The following is a 22,725-nucleotide window of genomic DNA, read 5'->3' as shown; positions in this document are numbered from 1 at the left end:
CAGTCAACCACGGCTCCCCGCTCCCAGTCGAGCCATCGATCTCACTGCTAACGTGAGAGCCCGAACGACCACGCGGAGGTACTCGTGCCCGAGCAGCCGACGATGTCGATCAGCGTCAGGATCGCGCCGCAAGTGGCTGGTGGCCTCACCTTGCTCGTGCGGCAGCTTCTGACCGGCGTCGCCGCCCAGAAGCCTCCGAAGGCCGAACGCAAGGCCCGTACGCCCATCATCAACAGGTCCGAAGGCACCGTCCGCGGCACCCTGTTCCAGATCGGGAACGTAGAGGGAAACGTCACCAACTACGGGGACCGGTAACCTGGAGGGTCGTTGACCCAGGGGGCCGTGCTTGACCGGCAGCGAACGACTGCTCTTCTTCTTCATCGGCTTGGTGACCACGTTCGTGTTCATCCGCATCAGCGTGCGCATGATCCGGGCGAAGGTGCGCTGGTGGCCGCGCAACATCGTGCACGGCGACACGCACGTGCACCACGTCGTGTTCGGCACCGTGCTGCTGCTCCTGTCGAGCGTCACGAGCCTGGTCATTCCCGACGACCTGCACGGCGCCCGGCTGGCGGCCGCGGCGGGCCTCGGGGTGGGCGCGGCGCTGGTGCTGGACGAGTTCGCGCTGATCCTGCACCTGCGGGACGTGTACTGGACCAAGGCCGGCCGGCTGTCCGTCGACGCGGTGTTCCTCGCCATCGGCCTGACAGGCACGTTCCTGCTCGGCGCGCGCCCGCTCGGCTACGACGAGGTGCTGCAGCTCAACCCGGAGACGACACCGAGCGACACGTTCACGCTGAGGCTGCTGACCATCGGCGTGAACCTGTGCTTCGCGATCGTGGCGCTGCTGAAGGGCAAGATCTGGACGGGGCTGCTCGGCCTGCTCGTGCCCGTGGTGCCCGCCGTGGGCGCCGTGCGGCTGGCGAGGCCGGGGTCGCCGTGGGCGCGCTGGCGTTATCCGGAGGGCTCGCGCAAGCTCGCGCGGGCGTACCGCCGGGAGGCGCGGATCCGGCAGCCCATCATCCGCGCCAAGATCGCCGTCCAGGAGTTCATCTCGGGGCGTCACGACCTGCCGGATCACGACAGGCCGTGACGAGGCCTTTCGCTACCCTCCGAGGATGTCCTGCTGCGCGCACACCTGAGCGAGGTCGCCGGCGCACAGTTCCTGCGGCTTGACGATGCCCTCGGTCACCAGCGTCCGCACGCTGTCCTTCTTGATCAGCGTCGCGCCCAGCAGCACCGACTTGATGTCGCGCCGCGCGACGGGATCCCGCAGGTTGCCGGTGGCGAGGTCATCGGCACCCTCCAGGTCGCCGCGAGCGATCGCGATGGCCAGCCGGGCGGCGGCCTCCGCCTCGTCCCGCACGGGCTTGTAGACGGTGATGCACTGGTCGCCTCTCAGCACGGCCCGCAGGCCGTCCACAGTGGCGTCCTGCCCGGTGACCGGGACCTTGCCCGCCAGGTTCTTCTTCTTGAGCACACCGATGACCGCGCCGGCCAGGCCGTCGTTGGCCGCGACCACGCCGTCGACCCTGCCGCCGTTCTCGTTCAGGATCTGCTCGAACAGCTGACCGCCGAGGTCGTTGTTCCAGTCGGCGACCGGCTGCGACTTCACGAGCTTGAGCGCGCCGCTGTCGTACTTCGTGGACAGTCGCGACTTCTGACCCTGGGTGAAGAGCGTGGCGTTGTGGTCGGTCGGCGCACCCTCGATCTCGATGATCTGCGCGCCCGGCTTGTCACCGAGGCACGCGAGCAGGCCGTCCGCCTGGAGCTGGCCGACGTTCACGCTGTCGAAGCCGACGTGGTACTCCGCCTGGCCACCGAGCGTCACGCGGTCGTAGTCGATCACCGGGATGCCGGCGGCTTTCGCCTTCTTCTGCACCGCGAGACCACCCGCCGCGGACAACGGCGTGATCATCAGGACCTTCACCTTGCGACGGATCATCTCGTCAGCGATCTGCGCGAACTTCGCCTCGTCGCCCTCGGCGTTCTCCATGAACGGTTCGATGTCCGCGTAGTTGAACGCCTGGGTGAGCAGTGGGCGATCTTGCTCTTCCCAGCGCGTGGATGTCGTTCGGTCGGGAAGGATTACCCCGACGATTGGTTTGGGACCACGCGCGGGCAGCGTCGGAGCACCCTGACCAGCGTCACCGCAGGCAGAGAGCAGAAAGAGCAGGCACGCCGACGTTGCCATTACCCGTCTTCGCATAATCGCGGATTGCATCGCTTGAATGTTGTTAAGTCAAGATTTGTTTCACACCATCACGCTCCGCTTCCGATCGGCTACAGTTCGATTCCGTACGAAAGGCGCTGATGCGTGGCGAATTTTCGTGCCAGTGTGTCGGACTTGGGCGGCAATCGGGGGCCGCGCCGTGTTGTTGGATCCAGCCCTGACCGGGTGTGAGGAGACAGCTAGGTGAGAACGCGCAGAACCGTGATGGCGGTGGCGGCAACGGTGTCGCTGATCGCCGCGGGTACTTCGGCGGCGGGGGCAGCGCCGGCCTCTACCGCTGGCCAGCAGGACACCGAGTACACGGTCCTCTTGGAGGACCCCGGAAACCGCGACTTCGCGATCGACGCCGTGCGGGCGGCGGGCGGCGAGGTCGTGCGGGACAACAAGGCCGTCGGTCTGCTGACCGTGAAGGCTCCCGCGAACGGGTTCGTGGAGAAGGTTTCCGCTTCGAGCGACATCGTCGGCGCCGCACGGACCAAGCCGATCGGGCACGCTCCTGCGGCGAAGGCCGAGAAGGCCAAGCGCGACAACGTCGAGAAGGAGAACAAGGCCGAGCAGCCGAACAAGGCGCCTGCCGAGTCGAAGTCGACCGCCGGCATGGACCCCCTGGACGGCGACCTGTGGGGCCTGAACCTCGTCCGCTCCAACATCGCGCGGGCCAAGCAGGCCGGTGACAAGCGCGTGTACGTCGGCATTCTGGACACGGGCGTGGACGGTTCGCACCCGGACATCGCGCCCAACTTCAACAACGAGCTGTCGCGCAACTTCACCGTCGACATGCCCAACGACTCCGACGGCGGCGTCTTCGACGGCCCGTGCGAGTTCCGCGGGTGCGTCGACCCGGCGAACTGGGACGACGGCGGCCACGGCACGCACGTCGCCGGCACCATCGGCGCCGCTGCCAACGGCTTCGGCATCTCCGGTGTCGCGCCGAACGTGTCGCTGGTGAACATCCGCGGTGGCCAGGACGCCGGCTCGTTCTTCCTGCAGCCGGTGGTCGACGCCCTGACCTACGGCGCCGACATCGGCCTCGACGTGATCAACATGTCGTTCTACGTCGACCCGTGGTACATGAACTGCATCAACGACTCCACGGCCACGCCGGAGGAGCAGCTGGAGCAGCGCACCATCATCGCGTCCGTGCAGCGCGCGCTGAACTACGCGCACCGCAAGGGCGTCACGCTGATCGGCGCCGGTGGCAACAACCACGAGGACCTCGGCAAGCCGCGCACCGACACGATCAGCCCGAACTACCCGCCGGGCCACAACCGGCCGCGGCCGATCGACAACGCCACCTGCCTCAACCTGCCGACCGAGGGCAACCACGTCATCTCGGTGTCGTCTCTCGGCCCGTCGACCGCCAAGGCCGACTACTCGAACTACGGCCTCGAGCAGACCGCGATCTCGGCTCCCGGCGGCTACTTCCGCGACGGCCTCGGCACGCCGTGGTACCGCACCAACGAGAACATGATCCTCTCGACCTACCCGCGCAACGTCGCTCTCGTCGAGGGCGCGATCGACGAGGCCGGCAACATCACCCCGGCCGGCCAGGCCGCGGGCGTGAAGAAGGCCGTGCAGGGCGACAAGGTCGGCTACTACCAGTTCCTGCAGGGCACCTCGATGGCCGCCCCGCACGCCTCGGGTGTGGCCGCGCTGATCGTCAGCCAGTACGGCAAGAAGGACAAGGGCCGTCCCGGCCTGACCCTGTCCCCGGACAAGGTCGAGAAGGTGCTGTACAAGACCGCGATCCAGCGGGCGTGCCCGAACCCGAGGCTCGTCTCGTACGTCCCGGTCGGACGTTCGCCCGAGTTCGACGCGCTCTGCGAGGGTGACGCGAAGTTCAACGGCTTCTACGGTCACGGCATCGTGGACGCCTACGGCGCGGTGACCCGCGGCGGTCAGTTCCTGTAGTTCTCGCTTGAACCGCAAAGGCTCCCGGTCACGGCCGGGAGCCTTTGCTTTTCAGCAGGCAACCGGCCTTGTTGTGCGAGCGCTCTCACGCTACGGTGCGCCTGTCGCCGCCGATCCCTCACCGGAACGGACCGACATGAAGACGTTTGCAAGGCTGGCTGCCACGCTCGTCTGCGCCACCGCCCTCATCACCCCGGCCACGGCGCACGCCGCGGACCTGAACGACCCGCGGCTCAAGGACATCGCCATGCAGCTGGTGTCCAGCGCGGAGAACTCCTCTTTGGACTGGCGCGCCCAGTTCGGGTACATCGAGGACATCTGGGACGGCCGCGGCTACACAGCGGGCATCATCGGCTTCTGCAGCGGCACCGGCGACATGCTCGACCTGGTGGAGCTGTACAAGAAACGCAAGCCGGGGAACGTCCTGGAGAAGTACCTGCCCGCACTGCGCAAGGTGAACGGCACGCCCTCACACGCGGGTCTCGACCCCAACTACACCAAGGACTGGAAGACCGCGGCCAAGGACTCGGCGTTCAGGGCGGCGCAGGAGTCCGAGCGCGACCGGGTGTACTTCAACCCGGCCGTGAAGCAGGCCAAGTCGGACGGCGTGCGCGCACTCGGCCAGTTCGCCTACTACGACGCGATCGTCATGCACGGCAACGGTGGCGACAGGCTGAGCTTCAGCAGCATCCGCAAGCGCGCGCTGGGCAAGGCGAAGCCGCCGTCGCAGGGCGGCAACGAGACCACCTGGCTCAACGCCTTCCTCGACGCTCGAGTGTGGGCGATGAAGCAGGAGCCCGAGCACGAGGACACCAGCCGCGTCGACACGGCGCAGCGCGTGTTCCTCAAGAACGGCAACCTCGATCTGAAGACGCCGCTCAGGTGGAAGGTCTACGGCGACAGCTACGAGATCAAGTAACCTCGCCGGCACGGACGAAGAGGGGCGCTCCGATTGGAGCGCCCCTCTTCCCGTGACTACAGCTGGGTCCAGTCCAGCACAGGCGCCGCGAAGTCGCGGATCGACGCCAGCAGCCCGAGCCGCGCGGCCTTCACCGCCGGATCCTCTGCCATGACCAGCACCTCGTCGAAGAAGGTGTTGATCGGCGCGGTCAGTCCCTCGGCCGCGGCGACGAACGCCGCCAGGCCTGTGACATCCCGCGAGACACCGTCGAACGCCTTGTGCAGCGCCACTTCCGCGGGCTCAGACAGCACCGAGGCGTCGTAGGAAGCGGAGACGCCGGCCGGCACGATCCGCCGGACGCGCTGCAGGGCCGCCACGAGCGCGTCGAAGGACTCGTTGCCCGCCAACGACTCCAGCTGCGCCAGCGTCTCGTCGGCCAGCACCGGCGAGTCGGCCAGCGGCAGCACCGCCTGGACGAACCGGTGCTCGTGGCCCGCGTCGAGCAGCGCCTGCTCGTAGCGCCGCACCGCGAACTCACGCGCGGTCTCCAGCGCCTCGGCCGACACGTCAAGGCCCTCCGCGGCAAGCGAAAGCGCCAGCGGAACCGTGATCGCCCGCAGGTCCGGGAACGCCCGCAACACCGACACCGCGCCCAGAGCCGCGCGACGCAGGCCGAACGGGTCGGACGAACCGGTCGGCTGCGCGCCGATGCCGAACAGGCCCGCCAGCAGGTCGAAGCGGTCCGCCAAGGACAGCAGCGCACCCGGCACCGACGTCGGCAGCGCGTCGCCGGCCGAACGCGGGAGTTCCATCTCCCACAACGCCTGCGCGACCTCCGGGGTCTCCCCCGCGCGCGAGGCGTACTCGCGGGCCATCACGCCGGCGAGCGACGACAGCTCGATCACCATCTGCGAGCCGAGGTCGAACTTGGCCAGGGCTCCGGCGCGGTCCAGCGTCTCGCGGTCGGCGTCGACCACCGAGGCGAAACGCCCGGCCAGCGCGGCGATCCGGGAAGCGCGGTCGGCCATCGAGCCCAGCTTGTCCGCGAACGTCAGCTTCGCGAGGCCCGACTTCATCTCCTCCAGCGGCGTCTTGAGGTCCGCCCGCCAGAAGAACGCCGCGTCCTCGTACCGCGCCCGCAGCACGGCCTCGTTGCCCGCCCGCACCAGGTCCGCGTCGACGGAACCGTTCGCCACCGCCACGAAGTGCGGCAGCAGGGAGCCGTCGGCGGAGCGGACCGGCAGGTAGCGCTGGTGCTTGCGCATCACGGTGGTGAGGATCTGGCCCGGCAGCTCCAGGTACCGCTCCTCGAACGAGCCGAGGATCGGCGTCGGCCACTCGACCAGGTTCGTCACCTCGTCCAGCAGCCCGTCGACCTCGACGACACCGCCGACGGACGCCGCGAGCTCCTGTGCGGCCTCCACGATCGAAGCGGCACGAACCGAGGCGTCGGCCTGAATGCCGTGCCCGGCGAGGAACTCCAGGTAACCGTCCGCGGTGGACACCTCGACGACCGGCGACGAGGCGGTCCGGTGCACCCGCGTGACGGTGCCGGACACCAGCGACGACACCGCGACCGGAACCGGCGTGGAGCCGAGCAGCGCCACCAGCCAGCGGATCGGCCTGGTGAACGACAGCTTCGGGTCGTTCCACTTCATGTTCTTCTCGGCGCGCAGGTCCGCGACGACCTCGGCCAGCAGCCCGCTCAGCACCTCGACGGCGCCACGACCGGCGTCGGTCCTGGTCAGCGCGACGAACTCGACGCCGTTCTCCTCAACCCGCCCCAACGCCGAAACCTCGACGCCCTGACCACGCGCGAAGCCCTGCACGGCCTTCGTCGGGTTGCCGTCGGCGTCGAAGGCGGCGGAAACACGCGGGCCGCGCACGGTGCGCTCGGCGTCCGGCTCGCGCGGCGCCACCGCGGGCACCAGCACGACGATCCGGCGCGGCGTCCCGTGCACGGTCACCTCGCCGTGCGTCAGCCTGGTCGCGCCGAGCTTCGACGTGACCGCCTCACGCACCGCGTCGACGGTCCGCAGCACCTCGTGCGGCGGCAGCTCCTCGGTGCCGATCTCGAACAGCAGCGTCGCGGGAGCGACGACGTCCTCGAACGACGAGGGCTTCTCCGCGACAGCGGGAACCTCTGCGACACCGAGCGGATGCCCGAGCTCGGCACGTCGCTCGGCCCACAGCCCGGCGACTTCCCGTGCCAGGCCACGCATCCGGCCGAACGCACGCGCGCGCTCGGTCGTGGAGATCGAGCCCCGCGCGTCCAGCACGTTGAAGATGTGCGAGCACTTCAGCACGAAGCTGTGCGCCGGAACGGGCAGGCGGGCGTCGAGCATCTTGCGCGCCTCGGCCGCGAACTCCTCGAAGAGGCGCTTGTTCGCCTCCACGTCCGCGTCGTCGAGGTAGTACCGCGACATCTCGTACTCGGCCTGGCCGAACGCCTCGCCGTAGGAGATGCCCGGCGCGTACGCGATCTTCTTGAAGTGGTCGACGCCCTGCAGCGCCATCATGATCCGCTCGATGCCGTAGGTGATCTCCACCGACACCGGGTCGAGCGTCATGCCGCCGGCCTGCTGGAAGTAGGTGAACTGGGTGATCTCCAGGCCGTCGAGCCAGACCTCCCAGCCGAGGCCCCACGCACCGAGCGCGGGAGAGGCCCAGTTGTCCTCGACGAACCGGACGTCGTGCGCGCGCACGTCGATGCCCAGCGCCTCCAGCGAACCGAGGTAGAGCTCCTGCGGGTCGCCCGGATCCGGCTTCAGGATCACCTGGAACTGGGTGTGGGTCTGCAGCCGGTTCGGGTTCTCGCCGTAACGGGCGTCGTCGGGCCGCACCGAGGGCTCCACGTACGCGACGCGCCACGGCTCGGGACCGAGCACCCGCAGGACGGTGGCGGGGTTCAGCGTGCCCGCTCCGACCTCGGTGTTGAAGGGCTGCACCACGATGCAGCCCCGATCGGTCCAGTACTTGGTCAGCGCGAGCAGCGCGTCCTGCATCGTCAACACGGCGACGAGTCTACGAAACGGACAAAACCGCTGGTCAAGGGGCCTGAATCCGGTGGCGTTCGCCACTGTGTCACGCTTTGCACAACCGAGTGGAGTTCCCGCACGTCTACTTGGGGTACCCGAATGTGCTGAGAGGAGTGGGTGTGGACAACCGGCCGCCGCGGCCAGGAGAACCGAACGGAACTCCCAGGCGACCCTCCGCCACCCCGCGTCCCCCGGCGGGTCAGCCCCGCCGTCCCCAGGTACCGCCGCGCAGCTCAGAGCCCCCGCGCCGGCAGTCGAACCGGGCCGAACCGCCGCGGCGGGAGCCCCCGAAGCGCTCCGAACCACCGCGCAAGGAACCACCGCGCAAGGAACCCCCGCGCCGCGCGTCCGCGAGCCGCAGCGAGTCGCCGCGCGGCCGCGAGCCGGCCCGCGCCACGTCGTCGGCCCCGCGCCCGCGCCCCGTGGCCGACCGTCCGACGGTCCGCACGACTCCGGCCAAGGCGAAGTCGGCTGCCCCCGCGGCCCGTCCCCGGCCCAGGCCCTCCGCTCGCCGACCGAGCGCGGCCAAGCGCGGTGCGTCCACCGGCGCCAAGATCTTCATCAGCATGATCTCCGCGACGATCCTGCTGGTCACCGGCGTCGCGTGGCAGAACCTGAACTCGCTGACCGAGAACCTGACCAAACAGGACCTCAACCTCGCCGACGCCGGGGAGAAGCCCGCCGACGGCGCGATCGACATCCTGCTCGTCGGCATGGACAGCCGCACCGACTCCAAGGGCAACCCGCTGCCGCAGAACATCCTCAACGAACTGCAGGCGGGCGGCAGCGACGACGGCGGGTTCAACACCGACACGCTGATCCTGCTGCACATCCCGAACGACAGCGGCAAGGCGTTCGCGGTGTCGTTCCCCCGCGACTCCTACGTGAAGATCGCCGGCGGCTTCGGGCGTCACAAGATCAACTCTGCCTACGGTTACGCCAAGGGTCAAGCCGCCGAAAAGCTGCAGGGCAGTGGCAAGAGCCCGCAGGAGATCGAGATGGAGACCCGCAAGGCGGGCGCGAACAACCTGATCGAGACCATCCAGAACCTGACCGGCGCCACGATCGACCACTACGCCGAGGTCAACCTGGTCGGCTTCTACGAGATCACCAAGGCCATCGGCGGCATCGACGTCTGCCTCAACAACAACGTCCGCGACAGCTTCTCCGGCGCGAACTTCAAGGCGGGCCCGCAGACCATCGAGGGCAAGAACGCGCTGGCGTTCGTCCGGCAGCGCCACGGCCTGCCCATGGGCGACCTGGACCGCGTCGTCCGCCAGCAGGTCTTCATGGCCGGTCTCGCCAAGAAGATGCTCTCGGCCGGCGTGCTCACCGACGGCACCAAGCGCAGCGAGATGATCAAGGCCGTCAGCGGCGCGATCGTGCTCGACGACGGCTGGGACATCACGAAGTTCGCCCTGCAGATGAAGGATCTGACGGGCGGCAACATGACGTTCCAGACGATCCCGACCGGCAACCCGGACCTGCAGACCCCCGAGGACGGCTCCGCGGTCGAGGTCGACGAGGCCGAGGTCAGGACGTTCGTGAAGAACCTCGGCAAGGCCCCCGCGTCCTCGGCCGCGCCGGACCCGAAGTTCAACAACGCCTCGGTGACCGTCGACGTCCGCAACGCCTCCGGCGTCGCCGGCCTCGCGAGCAAGGTGCAGCAGTCGCTCGTCGCGAAGGGCTTCGTGGCGGGTCAGACGGGCAACGCCGAGGCGATGGCCAAGTCGGTCGTCCGCTACGGCAAGGGCGGAGAGGACGGCGCCAACGCGGTCCAGAAGGCCCTCGGCGGCATGAAGATCGAAGAGGACGTGAACATCCCGGCCGGCCGGGTCCGCGTCTTCATCGGCTCCGACTACTCGGGTCCCGGCACCCAGGGCTTCACGGGCTCCGGAGTGCTCAACTTGGACGGTGCGCGGCAGCAGCCGGCGCCCGACCCGAACGCTCCCAAACCCATCACCGCGGACGGCGTGCGCTGCGTGAACTGATACTCAGAGTAGAGAAGTATCGCCCGTTCGGGGGAATCTGCCAGGAAGTTGCGTAAGCGACGAAGAACTGGCGCCTTCCATCACCGTGAGACCCGCTCACGGGGTGGAGGGACCAGGTGCAAACCGCGAACGGCCGAATCGACACGGCGGCGTACCAGCGCGTGCTCGGTGATGAGATCCGCAGCCTTCGCAAGCAGCGCGGCTGGACCCGCAAGGAGCTGAACAAGCGACTGCAGACCGAGATCTCGCTGCAGACGCTGGCCACCTACGAGCTCGGCACCCGCCAGTGCTCGGTCGTGCGCCTGGTGGAGATCTGCCACGCCCTCGACGTTCCGGCACACGAAGTCCTCGCTCGTGTGCACGAACGCTTCTTCGGCGACACCCCCGCCGGGCACCTGACGCTGAACCTCGCCGTGGTCGCCGCGACCGACAACCCCCGTCTGGTGCCGCTCAAGCGCTGGGCCGCCGGACGCCTGCACGTGCTGCCGCCGGGAGCGTCCCCGGAGGTGCACCTCGACCTGCCCGCGCTGGAGAACATGGCGCAGCTCTGCCAACTCCCGACCGTCGAGCTCATCCGCGTCCTGCGCGGGCTGAGCCACTAGTTGTACCGAACCCCGTTCACACCAACGCAACGACCGCCCGAAAAGGTTCAACCACCACCGCCGGTAGCATCGCGTGGGTGAACGATTCCCCCGCCCGCCTCCCTCTGCGCACCGCGGCCGCAGTGAAACTGGGCAACCTGAGCTCCACGCTGTCCCAGAAGATGGGTCTCGGCGCAGGCGGCATGATCGGCGGCCGGGTGGCGCTGAAGCTCGACCCGCAGGCGCTGAACCGCTTGACGCAGGGCCGCAGGGTCGCCGTGGTGACAGGCACGAACGGCAAGACCACCAGCACGATGATGCTGGCGAGGGCCGTCTCCGCGCTCGGTGAGGTCGCCACGAACCACAGCGGCGCCAACATGCCCGACGGCCACGTCACGGCGCTGTCGAAGCAGCCGGACGCCCCGTACGCCGTGCTGGAGTGCGACGAGGGTTACTTCCCCGCCGTCGCCGGTGCGAGCAACCCGGCCGTCGCGGTGATCCTCAACCTGTCCCGCGACCAGCTGGACCGCGTCGGCGAGGTGCGCACCATCGAGCGCTCGCTGCGCGACACCGTCACCGCGCTGAAAGACTGCACGGTCGTCGCCAACTGCGACGACGTGATGGTGACGAGCGCCGCCTGGAACGCGCAGAAGGTCGTCTGGGTCGCCACCGGCACCGGCTGGCGCCACGACTCCGCGAGCTGCCCGCGGTGCGGCAACCCGATCCAGTGGCAGGGCGAGCACTGGCACTGCACGGGCTGCGACCTGGCCCGCCCGCACCCGAACTGGATCACCACCGACGAGGCGATGATCACCCCCGAGCACCACAAGGTGGAGCTCCGCCTGACGCTGCCGGGCAAGTTCAACCAGGCCAACGCCGTCATGGCGTCGGCGGCCGCGTACGCGCTGGGCGTGCCCACGGAAGAGGCGGTGCGCCGGCTGCGCGGCGTCTCCAACGTGAGCGGCCGCTACCGCACGATCCAGCGCAACGGCCGCAGCGCGCGCCTTCTGCTGTCGAAGAACCCCGCCGGCTGGAGCGAGACCCTCACGGTCGTCAAGGAGGCCAACCACCCGGCCGTCCTGGTGATCAACGCCCAGGAGGCCGACGGCCGCGACCTGAGCTGGCTGTGGGACGTGCCGTTCGAGCGGATGCAGGGCCGCACGGTCATCGCGTCCGGCGAGCGCGCGACCGACCTCGCCGTCCGCCTGACCTACGCCGAGGTCGAGCACACGATCGTGCCCGACCCGCTGAAGGCCATCGACCAGATGCCGCCGGGCGCGGTCGAGGTCATCGCCAACTACACCGCGTTCCGCGACTTGAATGCCAGGGCTGCCGCTGATGAGTGAGTCGACAATCCAGATCGCGCTCGTGCTGCCGGATCTCCTCGGCACGTACGGCGACTTCGGCAACGCCGTGGTCCTCGAGAAGCGCATGACGTGGCGCGGTATCAAGGCCGAGATCGTGCCGATCAACTACGGCCAGCCGGTGCCGGACTCGTGCGACATCTACGTCGTCGGCGGCGGTGAGGACACGGCGCAGACGCTGGCCGTGAAGCACCTGCGTGAGCACCCCGGCCTGCAGCGCGCCGTCACGAAGAACGCCGTGGTGCTGGGCGTGTGCGCCGGCATCCAGATCTTCGGCGAGAGCTTCACCCGTGCCGACAACGTCACCCACCCCGGCATGGGCCTGATCGACTCGACCTCGCACGCGGGTGGCAGCCGCGCGATCGGCGAGGTCATCGCCGAGCCCGCGAACGGCCTCTTCGAAGGCGTGCTGACCGGGTTCGAGAACCACCAGGGCCGCACCGTGCTGGGCCCGTCCGCCCGGCCGCTCGCGCACGTCAAAGTGGGCACCGGCAACGACGGCAGCGTCGAGGGTGCCGTGCAGGGCCGGATCGTCTGCACCTACCTGCACGGCCCGGTGCTGCCGCGCAACCCGCAGCTCGCCGACCTGCTGATCGAGTGGGCGACCGGCACGAAGGTCGCGCCGCTGGACCTCCCGGCCGTGACCGCTATGCGGGCGGAGCGGGTGCGGGCAGCTTCATAAGCTTCTCCGCGACACCTGGCCAGATCACGGCCATCACGTACTCGGTCGCGAGCGCAGGTCCCACCGCGGGCCTGCGCTCGGTCCACACCGCGAGGCGTTCGGTCGCGCCGACGACGATCTCGGCGAACGCCTCGGCCTCCAGCGGGTCGATGTCCGGCGTGAACGACGCCAGCACGGCCCCGATCATGTCCGTCTGCTGCTGACGGATGCCTTCCACCTCTTCCTGCGCTGACGGCACGGCCACCGCCGCCTCCTGCCGCAGCAGCGCCCACGACCTGCGGTGCTCGTCGATGAACTCGAAGAACGCGAGCAGTCCGAGCCGCAGGAACTCCTCGGGGCTCCGCGCGCCCGCGATCGCCGCCGCCGTCTTCTCGCGCAGTTCCGTGCGCGCACGGTGGATGCAGCCGATGAGCAGGCCCTCCTTCGAGCCGAAGTACTCGTAGAGCATCGGCTTCGAGACGCCGACGCGTTCGGCGATCTCGTCCATCGACGTGGCCAGATACCCCTGCTCGGCGAAGATCTCCTCGGCGACGGTGAGCATCTGCGCCATGCGCTGGGCCTTGGGCATGCGGCGCCGCGGAGCAGTCACGAACGAAGTCTACCGCTCGTAACTTACTTCGAGTAACCTACTGAGAAGTAGGCTCAGCGAGCGGAGGGACGTTCCCCATGCATCGAGAGACGAAAGTGCTCGTCATCGGCACCGGCTTCTCCGGCCTCGGCATGGCCGTCGAACTGAAGCGCCGCGGTGAGCACGACTTCGTGGTGCTCGAGAAGGCGAGCGACCTCGGTGGCACCTGGCGGGACAACTCCTACCCCGGCTGCGCGTGTGACGTGCCGTCGCACATGTACTCGTTCTCGTTCGAGCTGAACCCGAAGTGGTCGCGGATGTTCGCCGAGCAGGGCGAGATCTGGGACTACCTGCGGCACGTCGCCGACAAGTACCGGCTGCGGCCGCACCTCCGCTTCAACACCAAGGTCTCCGGCGCACAGTGGGACGAGGAGTCCAAGCGCTGGCACGTGACGACCGAGCAGGGCGACACGTACACGGCGTCCGCCCTGGTGGCCGGCGTCGGCGCGTTGCACATCCCGAACATCCCGGAGCTGCCGGGCATCGAGAACTTCGGCGGCAAGACGTTCCACTCGGCGCAGTGGGACCACGACTACGACCTGTCCGGCAAGCGCGTCGCCGTCGTCGGCACCGGCGCGTCCGCGATCCAGTTCGTGCCGAAGATCGCCAAGCAGGCCGGCTCACTGAAGATCTTCCAGCGCACGCCGCCGTGGATCATGCCCAAGGCGGACCGCGAGATCAACGGCTGGGAGCAGAAGCTGTTCCGCGCCTTGCCCTTCACTCAGCGGCTCTACCGCGATCTCGTCTACTGGATCCGCGAGTCCAGCGCCCTCGGGTTCGCGATCAACCCCCGGATCATGCGGCTCGCCCAGGGCATCGCGTTGCGGCACATGAAGAAGCAGGTGCCGGACCCGTTGCTGCGCAAGAAGCTGGAGCCCGACTACACCATGGGCTGCAAGCGCGTGCTGATCTCCAACGACTACTACCCCGCGCTGGGGTACCCGACCGTCGACCTGGTGACGGACAAGATCTCCGAGGTGCGCGAGTCGTCCATCGTGGACAGTGCGGGAGTCGAGCACGAGGTCGACGTCATAATCTACGGCACCGGTTTCCACGTCACCGACTCGTTCGACTACCTCGACATCCAGGGCAAGGGCGGCGTCGACCTCGCGAAGCAGTGGCGCGAGCACGGGATCGAGACCTACTACGGCATCACGGTCTCGGGTTTCCCCAACCTGTTCTTCCTGCTGGGCCCCAACACCGGGCTCGGCCACAACTCGGTCGTGTTCATGATCGAGTCGCAGATCCGGTACATCTCGCAGTGCCTCCAGCTCCTCGGCAAACACCGCGCAGCGGAGCTGGACGTGCGACCGGAGGCCCAGCAGGAGTTCAACCGCGAGATCCAGGGCAAGCTCGCCAAGGGCGTGTGGACCCAGGGCGGGTGCAAGAGCTGGTACCTCGACGCGCAGGGCGTGAACCGCACCGTGTGGCCGGGCTTCACCTGGCGGTACTGGATGCGGACCAAGCGCGTGCGCGCCGAGGACTACGTGCTCACCGCTGCCAAGAAATCTACGGCCGCACGATGACCTTCAGGGCGGTCCGCTCGTCCATCGCCTGGTAGCCCAGCGCGACGTCGTCGAGCGAGACCGTCCGGTCGAACACGGGACCGGGGTCGATCCGCCCGGCGAGCACGTCGGCCAGCAGCTCCGGCAGGTACGCCCGCACCGGCGCGACACCGCCACCGATGTTGATGTTGCGCCCGAACAGCTTGCCGAGCGGCAGCCCTGGCATCCCGTGCGGCACGCCGACGTACCCGATCGTGCCGCCGTCGCGCACGATGCCCATCGCGGTCTCCCACGACTGCTCGGTGCCGACGCATTCGAGGACGCACGACGCACCGAGGCCGCCGGTCATCTCCTTGATGCGCTCGACCGCGGCCTCACCGCGCTCGGTGACCTGGTCCGTGGCACCGAAGAGCTTGGCGATCTTCGCTCGGTCCTCGTGCCGGCCCATCGCGATGATCCGCTCGGCACCGAGGCGCCTGGCGGCGAGCACGCCGCACAGGCCGACCGCGCCGTCACCGACGACCGCGACCGTGCTGCCGGGCCCGACACCCGCGCCGATGGCCGCGTGGTGGCCGGTGCCCATGACGTCGGACAGGCTCAGGAACGCGGGCAGCAGCTCCGGTGACGCGTCGGCGGGCACGCGGACGAGGGTGCCGTCGGCGAGGGGCACACGCACGGCCTCGCCCTGGCCGCCGTCACTGCCCTTGCTGCCCCAGAAGCCACCTGACCTGCACGAGGTCTGCAGCCCGGCCTGGCAGTACGCGCAGGTGCCGTCGCTCCACACGAACGGCGCGATGACGCGGTCGCCGACCTGGACGCTCTTCACGTCCTTGCCGACCTCCTCGACGATGCCGAGGAACTCGTGCCCGATCCGCTGTCCCTCCGCGCGCTTGGCGACACCGCGGTACGCCCACAGGTCACTGCCGCAGATGCAGGCCAGCTCGACCCGGACGACGACGTCGGTGGCTTCCCGAACGGCCGCGTCCGGCACCTCCTCAACGCGGATGTCACGGGTGCCGTAGATCGTCGTAGCCCGCACCGGGCGCCTCCTCTGCCTCGTTGCCCAACCGCCCCATCGTGCTCCCGCCGCGGCTTCCGCGCCGAATCGAGACGCTGTGGAATTGGTTACGCGCGCTTACGATCGACGACGTGCTGATCAACACCGAAGGTCTCGTGCGAGCGCGCGCTGTCCGTTATGCGACGGCTTCCCGGTTCGCCGAGCCCGAGCCGCTCCCGTGGGACGGCGTGATCACCGAGGAACGCGGCCCGCCTGCCCGCAGCCGCCGTCGGCGCTGGCGTCGGTGGTGGGCAGCTCCGTCGAAGGGCTGACGTTCGACGAGAACTGCCAGGTGTTGAGCGTGACCGCCCCTGCCGGCGCCTCCGGCCTGCCGGTGATGGTCTGGTTCCACGGCGGTGCCTACGTGACGGGCAGCGGCGAGTCCACGAAGTACGACGCCTCGCTGCTGGCTCTGGAAGGCGTCGTCGTGGTCAGCGTCAGCTACCGGCTCGGCATCTTCGGTTACCTGCGGGACAACCTGGGCCTGCTCGACCAGCTCGTCGCACTGCGGTGGGTGCGGGACAACATCGCCGCGTTCGGCGGCGATCCCTCGAACGTGACCGCGTTCGGGCAGTCGGCGGGCGCGGACTCCGTGTACGCGCTGATGCTCGTCTCCGACGAACCCCTGTTCCACCGCGCGATCCTGCAGAGCGCCCCGCTGGGTGCCCGCGGCCCCGAGCGCGCGGAGATGACGGCCGCCCTGCGCGAGTTCGTCTCCGTCGACGCCTCCACGTCGGTGGACGACGTGCTGGCCGTCCAGAAGGACGCCCTGTCGATGGCGAGCGCGCGCTTCAGCCCGTCCGGCGGCATGCCGTTCGGCCCGGTGCTGGGCGAGATCGACCTCGCTCCGGCGGCTTCCCGGATCGAGCTGCTCGTCGGGCACACCGCTGACGACGCCAGCCCGTACGTGCCGGACCAGCCGGAAGCCTGGGAGATCGCGACCGAGCTCGTCTTCGCCGGTCCGGCCCGTCAGCTCGCCGCGGACTGGACCACGGCAGGTGGTCAGGCCGCGACCTTCGACTTCAGGTGGCGGCCAGCGAACGCTCCCCTGGGCGCGTGCCACTGCATGGAGCTGCCGTTCCTGTTCGACCCGGCCGGGTGGTCGCATGCGGGCATGCTGGCCGGGCAGGAGCCGGATCCCGTGCTGGCCAAGACCGTGCGGAGCTTGTGGACCGGCTTCGCCCGAAACGGGATGGCCGCCCTGCCGTCGCGCTCGCTTGAATTGGGCGAGTGACCGACCGCGAGCGCTTGCGCACCACGTTCGGAGAGGACGCGGCCCGCTACCACCGGGCCCGCCCCACCTATCCCCCGCAGCTGTTCGCGCGGCTCAGAGGTCCACGCATCCTGGAGATAGGACCGGGCTCCGGGCAGGCCACGCTGCCGTTGACGCGGATCGGCGACGTGACAGCGGTCGAGCTGAGCCCGGAACTGGCGGCGGTCGCCCGCGAGCACGCGCCGGAAGCACGGCTGGTGGTCGCGAACTTCGACGAGTGGCCGCTGCCGGCGGAGCCGTTCGACCTCGTGGTGTCCGCGACGGCGTTCCACTGGCTCGATCCGTCGACCAGGTTGGCCCGGTGCGCGGCCGCCCTGAAACCGGGCGGTGCGCTGGCCGTGATCTCCACGCACCACGTCGCGGGCGGGACCGGGCAGTTCTTCGTGGACGTTCAGGAGTGCTACGAGCGCTGGGATCCCGCCACCCCGCCGAACCTGCGGCTGTCGCCGGCCGAGGACATCCCCCGCGAGTTCGACGACAGCGATCTCTTCGAGGAGCCCGAGTTCGACAGATACGAGTGGGAGCAGGCCTACGACACCGAGGCGTCCGTCGACCTGCTCCTCACGTATTCGAACCACATCGCGCTACCTGCCCGCGACCAGCTGATCGCGGACATCGCGCAGCTGATCGACACCCGCTACGGCGGCCGGGTCACCAAGCGGTACCTGACCCAGCTCGCCGTGGCGCGAGTCAGGAGCGCTTCGTCCGGCGGGCCATGACCACGGCCGCACCGCCAGCGCCCACGAGCGCGAGGCCACCGAGGCCCAGCGGCAGGACGTCGAAGCCGGTGAACGCGAGCTCGTCGGCCTCAGCGGCAGTCGCGACCTGAGGTGCCGGCGCCTGCGGCGCGCCTCCACCAGGCGGTGGCGGCGGCGGGACCTCGTGCTTGGTCGGAGGCGGCGGCGGGGTCACCGGAGGCGTCGTCGGCGGGGTCTCGGCGGGCTTGCAGCCCGTGTGCGCCGGGTTCGTGCGGCCGATGCCGTGGTTGGCGTCGCACTCGTAGCCCTTGTTGGCGTCCGAGCCACCCGGCAGCTGGCCGGGCGGGTTCTTGTTGTCCGCCTTGCCGACGCAGCCCGCGCACGGCTTGCCGACCGCCTCACCGCCACCGTTGCCGTTCAGCGACGGCGAGCCGTCTCTGGTCGAGTCGTACGGACCGTGGGTGTTCGCACCGTTGCCGGTGAAGTCCGCATTGGACGGTGGTTGTGGCGCCGAAGTGTCCTGGGTGGACTGTCCTGGTGGGACATGGGGGTTGTTCGTCACCCCGTTCCCCTTGCCGTTGCCGGGATCGGCGAGCCCCAGTCCGGGGGCCAGCACCAGCGCGGCGGCTGCGGCGAGGGCAGGGAGAAGCCGAGTTGCATTCATAGTTTGAATATAGAGCGGCCTGTGAGCCGCGTTACATCGCTACCCACAGACCGCTTCAAAAAACACGCTACGAACAGGTGATGCGCGGAGACGCCCAGTCACCGTGGTCGGAATTTATGCCGTCACCGGCGTCTGTGATGACCAAGCGCAAATTCTCGGATTCGGAAAGTGACGCGGTGAGCTTCTTCGCCGGATCGGTTCCGGTCATCCGACCGGAATCCGCAACCTTTGTTGAATCCGCGTACATCTCGAAGACCACGGAGCCCCTGCCTGCGGCCACCTCGTCGTCGACACCGACGTCCACAGTGACCGACGAGCACTTGCGACCGAGGTAGAACTCGATCGTCGAGGCCGCGTGCGCACCGAAGCCCTTCTGGTGCGTCACACCGTTGATCGTCAGGGTCTTGCCGTCACCGGCCTTGTTGCCGCCGACGGACCTGTCGATCTCCACCGGGCCCCAGCCGTTCGTGGCCGAGGTCGCCTCGAACGCCGAGAGGTCGGAGGTACCGGCCGGCGGGGTCGGGCGCGGGCCGCCGTCCCCCTTGGACACCCGGTAGATCACGGTGGCGTGCGACGGGACCGAGGCCGAGATCGCGCCGGTCGTGGTGCGCGTGGACTTGGTCCAGAGATCCTTCAGCACAGCGGGACCGGACATGCCGATCTCGGACAGCGAGGTCGAGATCGTCTGCGTGGAGCCGGACTTGTTGAACAGCGCCACCGCCTTGTCGCCGTTCGCCAGCGGCTTCACGATCACGTCGACGCCGGTCTTGCCGGTCGTGCGGATGCGCTTGCCCTGCACGCCGAGCTTGTCCTGGTCGATCGCGATGACGTCCTTGTTTCCCAGGATCGTGTACGTGTCGGCGTTGACCTTGCGCAGATCCGAACCGATGAGCAGCGGCGCGGCCATGATCGCCCACAGTGAGAAGTGGCTGCGGTACTGCGTGGCGTTCATCTTGCCGTTGCCGACTTCCAGCATGTCGGGGTCGTTCCAGTGGCCAGGACCGGCGTAGGAATCAAGCACGACGTTCTTCTCGTAGATGTCCATCGTGCGCGGCCAGGTGTCGTTGATGTCGCCGGTAGTGCGCCAGAGGTGGCCGGTGTCGGACGCCCACTCCCACGGCTTGTTCTGACCCCACTCGCACAACGAGAAGACGATGGGCCGGCCGGTCTTCTTCAACGCGTCACGCATCTTGCGGTAGCGCTGCTTCGCGTCCACGCCCTGGTTGTTGCAGTTGTCGTACTTCAGGTAGTCGACGCCCCACGACGCGAACAGCTTGGCGTCCTGCTCCTCGTGGCCCAGGCCGCCGGGGAAGCCGTTGTCCTTGTTGCAGGTCTTGGTGCCGGCACTCGTGTAGATGCCGAACTTCAGACCCTTGGAGTGCACGTAGTCCGCGACGGCCTTGATGCCGTTGGGGAAGCGCGTCTTGTTGGGGATGAGCTTGCCTTGGGCGTCGCGGGACTTCTCCGCCCAGCAGTCGTCGATGTTGACGTACTCGTAACCCGCGTCCTTGAGACCGCGGGAGACGAAGATGTCGGCGATGCCCTTGACCATCGCCTCGTTGAAGTCGGCACGACAGTGGGTGGCGTTCCAGTTGTTGAAGCCCATTGGCGGGGTCAGCGCCAGACCGTCCGGTAACGCCTGGGCCGCAGGGGCGACCAGGACCGCACCGACCATCGTGGTCAGTGCGGCCAGGGCGAGTGTGCGCATGGGGCTTTCCTTTCCGAACATCACGCGGGAAGACCCCAGGGCTTGCCGGGGGTCGTGATGGCGACCGGCTGCACGGTCAGGCCGGGGCGGCGGCCCCTGGGATGCACCAGGACTTCCTGCCCGCGGCGCAACGGGATCTCCAGCGTCCCGTCGCCGCGGTCGTGGTACCGGACAGGGCGGCCGGACGGCGTCACCACGGACACCGGCCCGGCGATGCCGTGCCGCAGCACCAACGGCTCACCCGCGCGGCTGCGGACGAGCACGAACTGGGTCCTGCCACCGGAACGCTTCGCGGTGACGGAGAAACCACCCTCGCAGGAGTGGTCGGCGATGACGACGTCCGGCCACGCGGACGGCACGGCGGGGAAGACCCGCACGATGCCGCCCCAGCTCTGGCAGACGAAGTCGTGGATCGTCTGCGCGCCGGACAGCGGCGTCTCCACGACCGGGCCCGCCTCGGTGTACATGGTGTTCTCGAGGACCGGGTAGCGCTTGGTCGTGTCGAACATCTTCACGAAGTACGCGTAGGCCTCGTCGCCGCGGAACATGCGCGCGGCGATCGAGCCGGAGCCGGAGTAGCTGTAGCCGCGGTGCGCGGGCTCCAGCGACATCCAGTGGCGCAACGACTTCTCGATGAGCTCGCGGTTCTCCGGTTGCTCCCAGTTCACCGTCATCAGCGGGAACGTCGCGAGCAGGTGCGAGAAGTGCCGGTGCGAGTTCACGAACGGCACCCCCGCACCGATCATGAAACCGTTGGCGTCGACCGGGTACGGGGTGAGGTCGCGGAGGACCTCGTGCCACCTCGGCTCCAGCGGGTCGTTGATCTTCAGCAGCTTCGCGGAGTCGACCAGCGTCTGGCAGCCCCACCGGATCAGCTGCAGGTCGTAGTTGCAGTCGGGGGCGTCGCCGTACTCGGGTGAGGTGGTGACGTCGAGATGGAGCTTGCCGTCGTTGCCCTTCTTGAGGAAGTGCAGGTAGTAGTTGATCGACCGGCGCAGCAGCGGGAAGACGACGTCGGCGAGGATCCGCGTGTCCATGCTGTGCCGGTACGACAGCCAGACGTTGTGCAGCGCCCACGTCAGGTTGCCGAGCTCCTTCACCCCGGTGCCGCCGGTGCCCGGCTCGTACAGGGTGCCCGCGTTGGACGTCGTCCGGTCGGTGCTGCGGCCGACACCGGCCGAGTCGTGCCGGTACTTCTCCTTGACGTTGCGGACGAGCTGGTCCTGGTGGTCCTTCAACGTGCTGGTGATCGAGTCCAGCTCCAGGTGGCCGGAGCCGTGGATCAGCCAGTACTCCAGCTGCACGTTGAGGTTCCACCAGGCGGCGGCCCACGGCGTCTTCTCGAGCCACGGGCCGGTCGTCGCCATCACGGGGCTGCCGGCGCGTGAACCGGACGCGATCTTGTAGAGCTGGATCCAGTAGAACGCCTGCAGCCGCTGCTCTCCGAACGACAGGAAGCTCTTCCGGTAGAAGGCGTTCCACCACCTGCGGTGCGACCTGACCAGCCGCCCACCGAGCACCACTGCCTCGCGCACGGCCTTCAGCACGATCTTGTCGGCTGTCGCCTCCGGGTAGGTGTGCGCGACCGAGAGCAGCAACCGTTGTGTCGCACCCGTTGTCGTGACCCGGAAAGCGGTCGCTGTCTGACCACCCGCGTTCAGCGCCTGCGTCACCAGCGTCTCGCGGCCGTCGGCTTTCGTCACGGGATCGGGGTTGAGCACGTAGCCGTCCGGCAGCGGGTTGAAGTCCGCGCGCGGCGGAATCGCCTTGGACGGCACGAACTCCAGGACCGGCTTCTCGGTACCGGTCGCGGAGACGGTCAGCGACAGCACCGAGCGTTCGGTGTGGATGTAGGCGGCGAAGGAGATCACGCCGAGCGACGTGGTCACGGTTCCGCGCAGCTCCGCGTTCCAGAGGTCGAGGCGCCAGTCGACGGCCGTGACGGTGCCAGCCGCGGTCATCTTCAGGTTTCCGACAGGAAGTCTGCACACCCCGAACTGGCTGCCGCCGGTGGTGCGGTGGTCCTGCACGTCGGCGTGCTGCACGGTGAACCGCACGGTGTTGCCCTCGGCGTACACGACGCTGCCCAGCCGCCCGTCCCCGAGGAACGGCGCCTGCCCGTACTGGGTCGGAGGCCGCTGCCAAACGAGATCCTGCCGGCCGATGAACTCGCGCCAGTCGCGTTCTGACATGCCGTCGCACTCGAAGACATCCGAGGACACGGTCTCTTTCCCGGTTGCCACACCCGTGTGGACGAGCAGTGCCGCCGCCGTGGTACCACCGATGAAACCCCGCCTGCCAAAGACCATTTCCCGCTCCTCGCCCGCGCATGACGACATCGACGTCTCGCTGCGCGGCGGGGCAGCTTGGTCCAGACAACACGGAAAGGTAGGAGTTCTGGGGCACATCGCGCAAGAGCCAACTAACCACAACACGATGCAACAACCGGGTGCTGCTCACCCTGCAACATGGGTAAGACGCCTAGGATGTC

General features: G+C 68.6%; 20 protein-coding genes. 12 read left to right on the top strand and 8 right to left on the bottom strand.

Annotated features, from left to right (window positions below):
- Window positions 1-84 precede the first annotated feature (84 nt).
- Together ABFX45_RS36005 and ABFX45_RS36000 are read left to right on the top strand one after the other, a co-directional pair.
- A complete protein-coding gene (locus tag ABFX45_RS36005) occupies window positions 85-315 on the top strand; it encodes a hypothetical protein (RefSeq protein ID WP_346134976.1) in 231 nt (76 codons plus the stop codon).
- A 31-nt stretch (window positions 316-346) separates the two neighbouring features.
- The gene (locus ABFX45_RS36000; RefSeq protein WP_109642039.1) at window positions 347-1,093 is read left to right on the top strand and encodes a hypothetical protein; all 747 of its coding nucleotides are present in this window, start codon (window positions 347-349) and stop codon (window positions 1,091-1,093) included.
- 12 nt (window positions 1,094-1,105) lie between these two features.
- Here ABFX45_RS36000 and ABFX45_RS35995 read toward each other — a convergent pair whose 3' ends face one another.
- Complete coding sequence (locus tag ABFX45_RS35995) at window positions 1,106-2,194, bottom strand: sugar ABC transporter substrate-binding protein (protein ID WP_233440259.1); 1,089 nt, start codon at window positions 2,192-2,194, stop codon at window positions 1,106-1,108.
- A gap of 243 nt (window positions 2,195-2,437) precedes the next feature.
- Between ABFX45_RS35995 and ABFX45_RS35990 the strand changes: the two genes are divergently transcribed.
- Both ABFX45_RS35990 and ABFX45_RS35985 read left to right on the top strand, forming a co-directional pair.
- Window positions 2,438-4,144, top strand: a complete 1,707-nt coding sequence (locus ABFX45_RS35990) for a S8 family peptidase (protein ID WP_346135030.1) — start codon at window positions 2,438-2,440, stop codon at window positions 4,142-4,144.
- A 136-nt stretch (window positions 4,145-4,280) separates the two neighbouring features.
- Window positions 4,281-5,063: a chitosanase gene (locus tag ABFX45_RS35985; protein WP_346134973.1), complete on the top strand. Its 783-nt coding sequence runs from the start codon at window positions 4,281-4,283 to the stop codon at window positions 5,061-5,063.
- A 56-nt stretch (window positions 5,064-5,119) separates the two neighbouring features.
- On the opposite strand, the gene ABFX45_RS35980 is transcribed toward ABFX45_RS35985, so the two are convergent.
- Together ABFX45_RS35980 and ABFX45_RS35975 are read right to left on the bottom strand one after the other, a co-directional pair.
- Complete coding sequence (locus tag ABFX45_RS35980) at window positions 5,120-8,050, bottom strand: glycine--tRNA ligase (RefSeq protein ID WP_109642208.1); 2,931 nt, start codon at window positions 8,048-8,050, stop codon at window positions 5,120-5,122.
- A 232-nt stretch (window positions 8,051-8,282) separates the two neighbouring features.
- The gene (locus ABFX45_RS35975) at window positions 8,283-8,678 is read right to left on the bottom strand and encodes a hypothetical protein (protein ID WP_146231888.1); all 396 of its coding nucleotides are present in this window, start codon (window positions 8,676-8,678) and stop codon (window positions 8,283-8,285) included.
- Here ABFX45_RS35975 and ABFX45_RS35970 point away from each other — a divergent pair.
- The 4 genes from ABFX45_RS35970 to ABFX45_RS35955 all read left to right on the top strand — a co-directional run bounded on the left by ABFX45_RS35970 (window position 8,650) and on the right by ABFX45_RS35955 (window position 12,701).
- Window positions 8,650-10,074: an LCP family protein gene (locus ABFX45_RS35970; RefSeq protein ID WP_109642031.1), complete on the top strand. Its 1,425-nt coding sequence runs from the start codon at window positions 8,650-8,652 to the stop codon at window positions 10,072-10,074. The two genes, ABFX45_RS35975 and ABFX45_RS35970, sit on opposite strands and share 29 nt — an antisense overlap.
- Window positions 10,075-10,190: 116 nt before the next feature.
- Window positions 10,191-10,676 (top strand): helix-turn-helix domain-containing protein, encoded by a 486-nt coding sequence (locus tag ABFX45_RS35965; RefSeq protein ID WP_346134970.1) that lies wholly within the window; start codon window positions 10,191-10,193, stop codon window positions 10,674-10,676.
- A gap of 77 nt (window positions 10,677-10,753) precedes the next feature.
- Entirely contained in the window at window positions 10,754-12,001 is a 1,248-nt protein-coding gene (locus tag ABFX45_RS35960) for a MurT ligase domain-containing protein (RefSeq protein ID WP_346134968.1), read from the top strand.
- On the top strand, window positions 11,994-12,701 hold the full coding sequence (locus ABFX45_RS35955) for a type 1 glutamine amidotransferase (protein WP_109640110.1): 708 nt from the start codon (window positions 11,994-11,996) through the stop codon (window positions 12,699-12,701). The genes ABFX45_RS35960 and ABFX45_RS35955 overlap by 8 nt, the downstream gene beginning before the upstream one ends.
- On the opposite strand, the gene ABFX45_RS35950 is transcribed toward ABFX45_RS35955, so the two are convergent.
- Entirely contained in the window at window positions 12,667-13,251 is a 585-nt protein-coding gene (locus ABFX45_RS35950; protein ID WP_211337605.1) for a TetR/AcrR family transcriptional regulator, read from the bottom strand. The genes ABFX45_RS35955 and ABFX45_RS35950 overlap by 35 nt on opposite strands.
- A 116-nt stretch (window positions 13,252-13,367) precedes the next feature.
- Here ABFX45_RS35950 and ABFX45_RS35945 point away from each other — a divergent pair, with 116 nt between their 5' ends.
- Entirely contained in the window at window positions 13,368-14,855 is a 1,488-nt protein-coding gene (locus tag ABFX45_RS35945) for a flavin-containing monooxygenase (protein WP_346134966.1), read from the top strand.
- Here ABFX45_RS35945 and ABFX45_RS35940 read toward each other — a convergent pair.
- On the bottom strand, window positions 14,839-15,873 hold the full coding sequence (locus tag ABFX45_RS35940; protein WP_346134964.1) for a zinc-dependent alcohol dehydrogenase family protein: 1,035 nt from the start codon (window positions 15,871-15,873) through the stop codon (window positions 14,839-14,841). The genes ABFX45_RS35945 and ABFX45_RS35940 overlap by 17 nt on opposite strands.
- Window positions 15,874-15,983: 110 nt before the next feature.
- Between ABFX45_RS35940 and ABFX45_RS35935 the strand changes: the two genes are divergently transcribed.
- Genes ABFX45_RS35935 through ABFX45_RS35925 form a run of 3 tightly spaced genes read left to right on the top strand, consistent with a single transcriptional unit; the run spans window position 15,984 to window position 17,883 of the window.
- Window positions 15,984-16,163: a hypothetical protein gene (locus ABFX45_RS35935; protein ID WP_346134962.1), complete on the top strand. Its 180-nt coding sequence runs from the start codon at window positions 15,984-15,986 to the stop codon at window positions 16,161-16,163.
- On the top strand, window positions 16,136-17,125 hold the full coding sequence (locus ABFX45_RS35930; protein WP_346134961.1) for a carboxylesterase family protein: 990 nt from the start codon (window positions 16,136-16,138) through the stop codon (window positions 17,123-17,125). The genes ABFX45_RS35935 and ABFX45_RS35930 overlap by 28 nt, the downstream gene beginning before the upstream one ends.
- On the top strand, window positions 17,122-17,883 hold the full coding sequence (locus ABFX45_RS35925; protein ID WP_346134959.1) for a class I SAM-dependent methyltransferase: 762 nt from the start codon (window positions 17,122-17,124) through the stop codon (window positions 17,881-17,883). Before ABFX45_RS35930 ends, ABFX45_RS35925 begins: the two co-directional genes overlap by 4 nt.
- Here ABFX45_RS35925 and ABFX45_RS35920 read toward each other — a convergent pair.
- From ABFX45_RS35920 to ABFX45_RS35910, 3 genes are all read right to left on the bottom strand, one after another.
- Window positions 17,855-18,526, bottom strand: a complete 672-nt coding sequence (locus tag ABFX45_RS35920) for a hypothetical protein (protein ID WP_346134957.1) — start codon at window positions 18,524-18,526, stop codon at window positions 17,855-17,857. The genes ABFX45_RS35925 and ABFX45_RS35920 overlap by 29 nt on opposite strands.
- A gap of 67 nt (window positions 18,527-18,593) precedes the next feature.
- Window positions 18,594-20,234, bottom strand: a complete 1,641-nt coding sequence (locus ABFX45_RS35915) for an NPCBM/NEW2 domain-containing protein (RefSeq protein WP_346134955.1) — start codon at window positions 20,232-20,234, stop codon at window positions 18,594-18,596.
- A gap of 20 nt (window positions 20,235-20,254) precedes the next feature.
- Entirely contained in the window at window positions 20,255-22,543 is a 2,289-nt protein-coding gene (locus ABFX45_RS35910) for a glycosyl hydrolase family 95 catalytic domain-containing protein (RefSeq protein WP_346134953.1), read from the bottom strand.
- Window positions 22,544-22,725: the final 182 nt, after the last annotated feature.

This window comes from Lentzea roselyniae, assembly GCF_039537795.1.
GTDB classification, from domain to species: Bacteria; Actinomycetota; Actinomycetes; order Mycobacteriales; family Pseudonocardiaceae; genus Lentzea; species Lentzea atacamensis.
Note: the sequence above shows the minus strand (reverse complement) of the source record. Positions and strands in the feature narration are given on the sequence as shown.

Bases quoted from the DNA above. Each gene is read 5' to 3' on its own strand.
- ABFX45_RS35915 (WP_346134955.1), bottom strand. From the start codon at position 20,234: ATGCGCACACTCGCCCTGGCCGCACTGACCACGATGGTCGGTGCGGTC.
- ABFX45_RS35980 (WP_109642208.1), bottom strand. From the start codon at position 8,050: ATGCAGGACGCGCTGCTCGCGCTGACCAAGTACTGGACCGATCGGGGC.
- ABFX45_RS35970 (WP_109642031.1), top strand. From the start codon at position 8,650: ATGATCTCCGCGACGATCCTGCTGGTCACCGGCGTCGCGTGGCAGAAC.
- ABFX45_RS35910 (WP_346134953.1), bottom strand. From the start codon at position 22,543: ATGGTCTTTGGCAGGCGGGGTTTCATCGGTGGTACCACGGCGGCGGCA.
- ABFX45_RS35955 (WP_109640110.1), top strand. From the start codon at position 11,994: ATGAGTGAGTCGACAATCCAGATCGCGCTCGTGCTGCCGGATCTCCTC.
- ABFX45_RS35950 (WP_211337605.1), bottom strand. From the start codon at position 13,251: ATGGCGCAGATGCTCACCGTCGCCGAGGAGATCTTCGCCGAGCAGGGG.
- ABFX45_RS35985 (WP_346134973.1), top strand. From the start codon at position 4,281: ATGAAGACGTTTGCAAGGCTGGCTGCCACGCTCGTCTGCGCCACCGCC.
- ABFX45_RS35945 (WP_346134966.1), top strand. From the start codon at position 13,368: ATGCATCGAGAGACGAAAGTGCTCGTCATCGGCACCGGCTTCTCCGGC.
- ABFX45_RS35995 (WP_233440259.1), bottom strand. From the start codon at position 2,194: ATGGCAACGTCGGCGTGCCTGCTCTTTCTGCTCTCTGCCTGCGGTGAC.
- ABFX45_RS35990 (WP_346135030.1), top strand. From the start codon at position 2,438: ATGGCGGTGGCGGCAACGGTGTCGCTGATCGCCGCGGGTACTTCGGCG.
- ABFX45_RS35920 (WP_346134957.1), bottom strand. From the start codon at position 18,526: ATGAATGCAACTCGGCTTCTCCCTGCCCTCGCCGCAGCCGCCGCGCTG.